Source organism: Uniformispora flossi (assembly GCF_049534875.1).
Taxonomy (GTDB): Bacteria; Actinomycetota; Actinomycetes; order Streptomycetales; family Streptomycetaceae; genus Yinghuangia; species Yinghuangia aomiensis.
The window spans coordinates 1-6,028 of the sequence record NZ_JBMULZ010000036.1 but is presented as its reverse complement, the minus strand read 5'-3'; the positions used below and the strand labels follow the sequence as shown (position 1 = coordinate 6,028).

Annotated in this window: 5 protein-coding genes; 3 read left to right on the top strand and 2 right to left on the bottom strand. The window is 71.0% G+C overall.

Annotated elements, in window-relative coordinates; translation table 11 throughout:
- Positions 1-209: 209 nt before the first annotated feature.
- Positions 210-752, bottom strand: coding sequence for a YbhB/YbcL family Raf kinase inhibitor-like protein (locus ACPA54_RS38365; protein ID WP_423537099.1), 543 nt, complete (start codon positions 750-752; stop codon positions 210-212).
- 194 nt (positions 753-946) lie between these two features.
- On the opposite strand from ACPA54_RS38365, the gene ACPA54_RS38360 reads away from it, so the two are divergent.
- Positions 947-2,464, top strand: a complete 1,518-nt coding sequence (locus tag ACPA54_RS38360; protein ID WP_423537097.1) for a hypothetical protein — start codon at positions 947-949, stop codon at positions 2,462-2,464.
- 69 nt (positions 2,465-2,533) lie between these two features.
- On the opposite strand, the gene ACPA54_RS38355 is transcribed toward ACPA54_RS38360, so the two are convergent.
- Positions 2,534-3,319, bottom strand: coding sequence for a sporulation protein (locus ACPA54_RS38355; protein WP_423537095.1), 786 nt, complete (start codon positions 3,317-3,319; stop codon positions 2,534-2,536).
- A 48-nt stretch (positions 3,320-3,367) separates the two neighbouring features.
- Here ACPA54_RS38355 and ACPA54_RS38350 point away from each other — a divergent pair, with 48 nt between their 5' ends.
- On the top strand, positions 3,368-4,015 hold the full coding sequence (locus ACPA54_RS38350) for a DNA-3-methyladenine glycosylase (RefSeq protein WP_423537093.1): 648 nt from the start codon (positions 3,368-3,370) through the stop codon (positions 4,013-4,015).
- A gap of 104 nt (positions 4,016-4,119) precedes the next feature.
- Entirely contained in the window at positions 4,120-5,406 is a 1,287-nt protein-coding gene (gene tyrS, locus ACPA54_RS38345) for a tyrosine--tRNA ligase (protein WP_423537091.1), read from the top strand.
- The last annotated feature ends 622 nt before the right edge of the window (positions 5,407-6,028 follow it).

Below are 6,028 nucleotides of genomic sequence, written 5' to 3'. Positions count from 1 at the left end.
GGGGGGGGGTGGGGGGGGGGTTTAACACGCCGCTTTCCGCCCCCCGGGGCGGGGGGGGGCGCCCCCGGCGGGGGGGGGGGGGCCCGCGCCGCCGGCGGGGGGGGGGCCCCCCCCCACCACTGTGCCCCGAGCAGATCACCCGGACAACGCAATTTCCGCGAACGAGACCGAGACACCGTCGAATGTTCGATCCCCGTTCGAACGCCGGATCAGTGCGCGTACACCGGCGTCACGATCGCCCGCGCGAGCGTGTGGAAGAACAAGTGGAACCCCACCACCGCGGGCGTGGCGTTCTCGTCCACGCCCAGCTTCTCCACATCCACCGCATGCACCACGAACGCGTACCGGTGCGGGTAGTGCCCCTGCGGCGGCGCCGCCCCGACGTACCCCGGCAGACCCGCGTCGTTCCGCACGTGGAACGCGCCGGCCGGCAGCCCCTTCCCGTCCGCGGCACCCGCGCCCGCCGGGAACTCCGTCACCGACACCGGCACATCCACCACCGACCAGTGCCAGAAACCGCTCCCCGTCGGCGCGTCCGGGTCCAGGCACGTCACCACGAAGCTCTTCGTCTCCGCGGGGAACCCCGCCCACGACAACTGCGGCGACACATCCTCGCCGCCCGCGCCCATGACACCGCTCACCTGCGGCATGCTCAGCGTCACGCCGTCCGCGACATCCGTGCTCTCCACCGTGAACCACGGCTTCTCCGGCAGGAACTCGTACGGCATCGGCGGCATCTTCGGCTCGCTCACGAAGGGCACTCCATCTCCCGGCCGACCCCGTCGGCCACTAGGTCCGGGCACCACCCGGAAGGCACCCGGTACGCACGACCCGACCCTACGCCGTATCCTCCCGCCAGCCAGACGAACCACCCTGGTGGAGAGCCACTCGACGGATCACCGGACACCGCCGGGACACACCCCGGCACGGCAAGGGAGCGGGCGCGTTGGCACAGTCGCGACGGAACGCCGGGACACCCGCATCGGCCCCGCACGGCACCCCCACCGCACCCGGAAACGCGCAACCGCCGCAACGCCCCCGCACCGGCACCGCACCCGCGCACGGACGTATAGCCAACCGGCTCACCGTCACCCTCGTCGCCCTGCTCGCCGTCCTCGCCGCCGTCATGGCCTACGGCGCCACCCACAGCCGCCAAACCACCACCCGAATACCGGCCGGCACCCCCCTCGGCTCACCCGCCCCCGGCACCACCGCGCCCCAAGCCCCCGACGCGGTAACCCCCGCCGAACTCGCGGCACTCGCCGACACCCGCGGCAAAGCCCTCGCCGACGGCGACGAAGACGCCTTCCTCGCCGCCCTCGACCCCGCCACACCCGGCCTCGTCGACGAACAACGCCGCCTGTTCCGCAACCTGCGCCCCATCCCCTTCGACGAAGCCGCCTACCGCGTCGCCGCCACCCGACCCGGCCCCCGACCCGGCGACCCGCTCACCGTGGACGTCTCCTTCGACCACCGCATCACCCACGCCGACACCTCCACCGTCGGCGAGGGCTACCGCTGGACCGTCACGCGTCCCGCGCCCGGCGCCGCCCCCCGCATCACCAGCATCACCGGAACCCCCTACGAAGGAGGCGCCGGCTACCGCTACGCCCGCGACTACCCCGCCCCTTGGGACCGCGCCCAACTCACCGTCGCCCGGCGCCCCCACGTCGTCGTCCTCGCCGAACAAGCCCTCGCCGACCGCGCCGAACCCCTCGCCGACGCCGCCGAACAAGCCGCCGCCGCCGACCTCGCCGCCTACGCCGGACCCCGCGGCACCGCCCCCGGCTTCGTCCTCGTCCCCGTCGCCGACCGCGCCGCCTTCTACGAGCTGTACGGCGGCCGCGCCGACCAGCACGGCGACGAATCCGGCCTCACCTACGCGCTCCGCAGCTCACCCACCGGCAACACCGCCGCCACCACCAGACCCGGCACCACCGCCCAGTTCGGCGGCGCCCGCATCGTCCTCGACGTCACCTCCGGCTACTTCACCGGCGGCGACGCCACCCGCACCGCCGACCTCCTCCGCCACGAAATGGCCCACGCCCTCGTCACCCCGCTGCGCAGCGACCTCGCCGGACAGAACCAACCCGTCTGGGTCGTCGAAGGCTTCGCCGACTGGCTGGCCTTCCGCTCCGACCGCGACCGCCTGTCCGCGCAATTCGGCGAAGCCCGCACCTACCTGCGCACCGGACGCTTCACCGGCACCCTCCCCACCGACGCCGACCTCTACCAGGCCGACCCCGTCGGCAACGCCGCGTCCTACCAACTCGCGCACCTGGCGATGCTGCGCATCGAGGAGACCCGCGGCGCCGCGGCAGTCTTCCGCTTCGCCGCCGCCGTCTACGCCGACCCCTCCGCCGCGGCCGTCGACCGCGCACTCCGCGACGCCACCGGCCTCGACCGCGCCGCCTTCGAAGCCGACTGGGCGCAATACGTGAGAGCCCTCCTCGACCACGGGTGACCGCGGCCCAGGAGGGCTCATCCAGGGGGGCAGGAGCACCGTCCTACCGTGCGTGCCCCCGCGGCAAGATCAGAACCAGCCGCGCCGCGACCCGACCTCGTGCAGCCACCCATGCAGGTACGCCGCCCAGTCGGTCTGGCCGATCGCCGCATGGTCGATCGTGAAGTGCCGGTAGGCATCGCTGCCGTCCGACAGCATCCCGCCCTTCTTGTCGATCTCCAGGATCACCTCGGTGGCGTGCTCGTCCGACACGAACGTCAGCTCCACCTCGTTGATCCCGCGCGCGTACTGCGCCGACGGCGCGAACTCGATCTCCTGGTAGAACGGCAGCCGCTGCCGCGTATTGCGGATGTGCCCCTTCTCCAGGTCCGCTCCCCTGAAGTGGAACCCGAGCGCACCGAACGCATCGAGGATCGCCGCCTGCGCCGGGATCGGGTGCACCTGGATCGGGTCCAGGTCGCCCTTGTCCACCGCGCGGTCGATCTCCAACTCGGTCCGCACGCCGATGCTGGTGCCGCGCAACTGCACACCGCGGAACACCGTCACCGGCGTCTCCCACGGAATCCCCAGCGCGAACGGCACATCGTGCACCGCACCCTCGCGCAGCTGGAACGTTCCGCCTACCTGAAGACGCGCGAAATCCTGGTTGACCTTGTACTCGCCGTCCTCGGTCTCGACCTCCACCACCGCACGAAGCTCCACATAGAGCCCCTCGATGACCTGGTCGACCTTCCCGCCCTGAATCCGGATCCGCCCCTCGGCGACCCCGCCCGGCGTCACATCCGCCCGGAACAGGTCCGTCTCCACGGAAGCCCCGCCCGCCCCCATGCTCGCCATCAACTTCTTGAACACCATGCAGCCTCCCCGGCCGTCGCCCTTCCCCGTCGCCGTAGAGTCTCGCGTATGGCCGCCGACGCACGCCGCCCTCTGCCGCGCTCCTTCTTCGTCCGCCCCGTCCTCACCGTCGCCCCCGACCTGCTCGGACGCCTCCTGGTCCGCGACACCGAGGCCGGACGCACCGTCCTGCGCATCACCGAGGTCGAGGCCTACGACGGCACCAACGACCCCGGATCGCACGCCTACCGCGGACAGACCCCGCGGAACAGCACCATGTTCGGCGCCGCCGGACACCTGTACGTGTACTTCACCTACGGCATGCACCACTGCGTCAACGTCGTCTGCAGCCCGCCCGGCAAAGCCTCCGCCGTCCTCGTCCGCGCCGGCGAAATCGTCGAAGGTCTCCCGCTCGTCCGCGAACGCCGTCCCAACGCCCGCCGCGACACCGAACTCGCGCAAGGCCCCGCCCGCCTCACCGTCGCCCTCGGCATCGGCCGCGAAGACGACGGCGTCGACGCCTGCACCGCCGGCACCGGCTTCCGCCTCCTCCACGGCACCCCCGCCGCCCCCGACACCGTCCGCACCGGGCCGCGCACCGGTGTCGGCGGCGACGGCGCCGGACACCCCTGGCGCTTCCACATCGCCGACGACCCCACCGTCAGCCCCTACCGGGCCCACGTGCCCCGCACCCGCCGTGCCCCACACTCGCCATAATCGGGTTCGCGCCGCGACCGGCCCGTCGGGCAATCTGTAGGCCGCGGCCCACACGCCGCCGCAGAATCGACCCCCCGCAGGACCGACCGAGGAGACGAACGACCGTGACGGACATCGTCGAGGACCTGAAGTGGCGCGGGCTCATCGCCCAGACCACCGACGAGGACGCACTGCGCAAGGCGTTCGCGGACGGTCCCGTCACGGCCTATTGCGGCTTCGACCCCACCGCCGCCAGCCTCCACGTCGGCCACCTCACCCAGGTCCTCACGCTGCGCCGCCTCCAACTGGCCGGCCACCGTCCGATCGCCCTGGTCGGCGGCGCGACAGGCCTGATCGGCGACCCCAAGCCGTCCGCCGAACGCCAGCTCAACGAGGCCTCCACGGTCCGCGAGTGGGTCGGCCGCATCCGCGGGCAGCTCTCCGCGTTCCTCGACTTCGCGGGCGGCGACGACACCGACGCGCCCAACGCCGCGCTGATGGCCAACAACTACGACTGGACCGAGAACCTCAGCGCGATCGACCTGCTGCGCGACCTCGGCAAGCACTTCAGCATCAACCAGATGCTGGCCCGCGACACCGTGAAGTCCCGGCTCGGCGGCGAAGGCATGTCGTACACCGAGTTCAGTTACGTCATCCTGCAGAGCTTCGACTACCTCGAGCTGTACCGGCGGCACGGCTGCACGCTGCAGATCGGCGGCAGCGACCAGTGGGGCAACATCACCGCGGGCCTCGACCTGATCCGCCGCGTCACCGGCAACCAGCCGCACGGCCAAGCGCACGCGATGACCACCAACCTGCTGACCAAGGCCGACGGCACCAAGTTCGGCAAGACCGAAGGCGGCGCGGTCTGGCTCGACCCCGAGCTGACCACCCCGTACGCCTTCTACCAGTTCTGGCTGAACGCCGACGACCGCGACGTCTCCCGCTACCTGCGCACCTTCAGCTTCCGCTCACACGAGGAGATCGAGGAACTGGAGCGTGAGGCTGCCGAGCGCCCCGCCGCCCGTGCCGCACAGCGCACCCTCGCCGAAGAGCTGACCACGATGGTGCACGGCGCCGACCAGTGCGCCGCCGCCGTCGAGGCGAGCCGGGCGCTGTTCGGCCAGGGCGACCTGGCGGCGCTGGACGCCGCGACGCTCGCCGCCGCGGTTGCCGAGCTGCCGTCCGCGCAGGTGGCGGAGCTGCCGACGGTCGTCGACGCGCTGGTCGCCACCGAGCTGGCGCCCAGCAAGGGCGCGGCCCGGCGCACGATCAAAGAAGGCGGCGCGTACGTGAACAACACCAAGGTCGCGACCGAGGACGCGCTCCTTACGTCCGCCGACCTGCTGCACGGACGCTGGGTGCTGCTCCGCCGCGGCAAGCGCAACCTCGGTGCCCTCGAACTGAGTTGAGAGCCGGCCGGCCCGCGCGGAACCCCTTCCGCGGGCCGGCCGAGCACCGTGCGAACTTCCGACCCCCCGGGACTTGACTCGTCCCGGGGGGTCGTCTAATGTCGTCCGAGTCGCTCGTTCGGGAGATCCGGACAGACGCGCCCTCCGTGAACCCCCTCCAAGTGCCGCACGCAAGTTCGTGCGCCTGGTTGGTGCGTGCATGTCGGTGCGATGGCCGGTCCCGCAGCGATCCTCACAACGAACCAGCGAACGGAATCGATCAAAGATTTCCGGGCGTCTTTCTTTGTGTTGTCCGTATTTGCTTTCCGCCCGTTTTTCGGGAATTCCGGGAAGTGGTTCGGAGCCCCGCGGACACCTGCTAAGGTTGAAGCATCGGGAACGCCGGATGCGCGGCTTGTTCCGACCCGCAGAGCGAAAGCCCAGCGAGTTGAGAACGGGAAAACGGATCTGGTAGGCTCGAAGAGTAGAAAGAAAGGCCGGAAGAAAAGCCGAAAGGCGGTTCGGAAGGCCGGCGGAAAGCGAAATCGGACCGGAAACGGTGTGATACGCTGGAAGCGCAGAAACAAAGAAACACAGTAAAAACGAAGAAGCGAAACGCCCGGAGAGACCGGTGAAAGGGTCT

Excerpts from the sequence above, each read along its gene's own strand:
- ACPA54_RS38355 (WP_423537095.1), bottom strand. The coding sequence starts at position 3,319 with ATGGTGTTCAAGAAGTTGATGGCGAGCATGGGGGCGGGCGGGGCTTCC.
- ACPA54_RS38350 (WP_423537093.1), top strand. The coding sequence starts at position 3,368 with ATGGCCGCCGACGCACGCCGCCCTCTGCCGCGCTCCTTCTTCGTCCGC.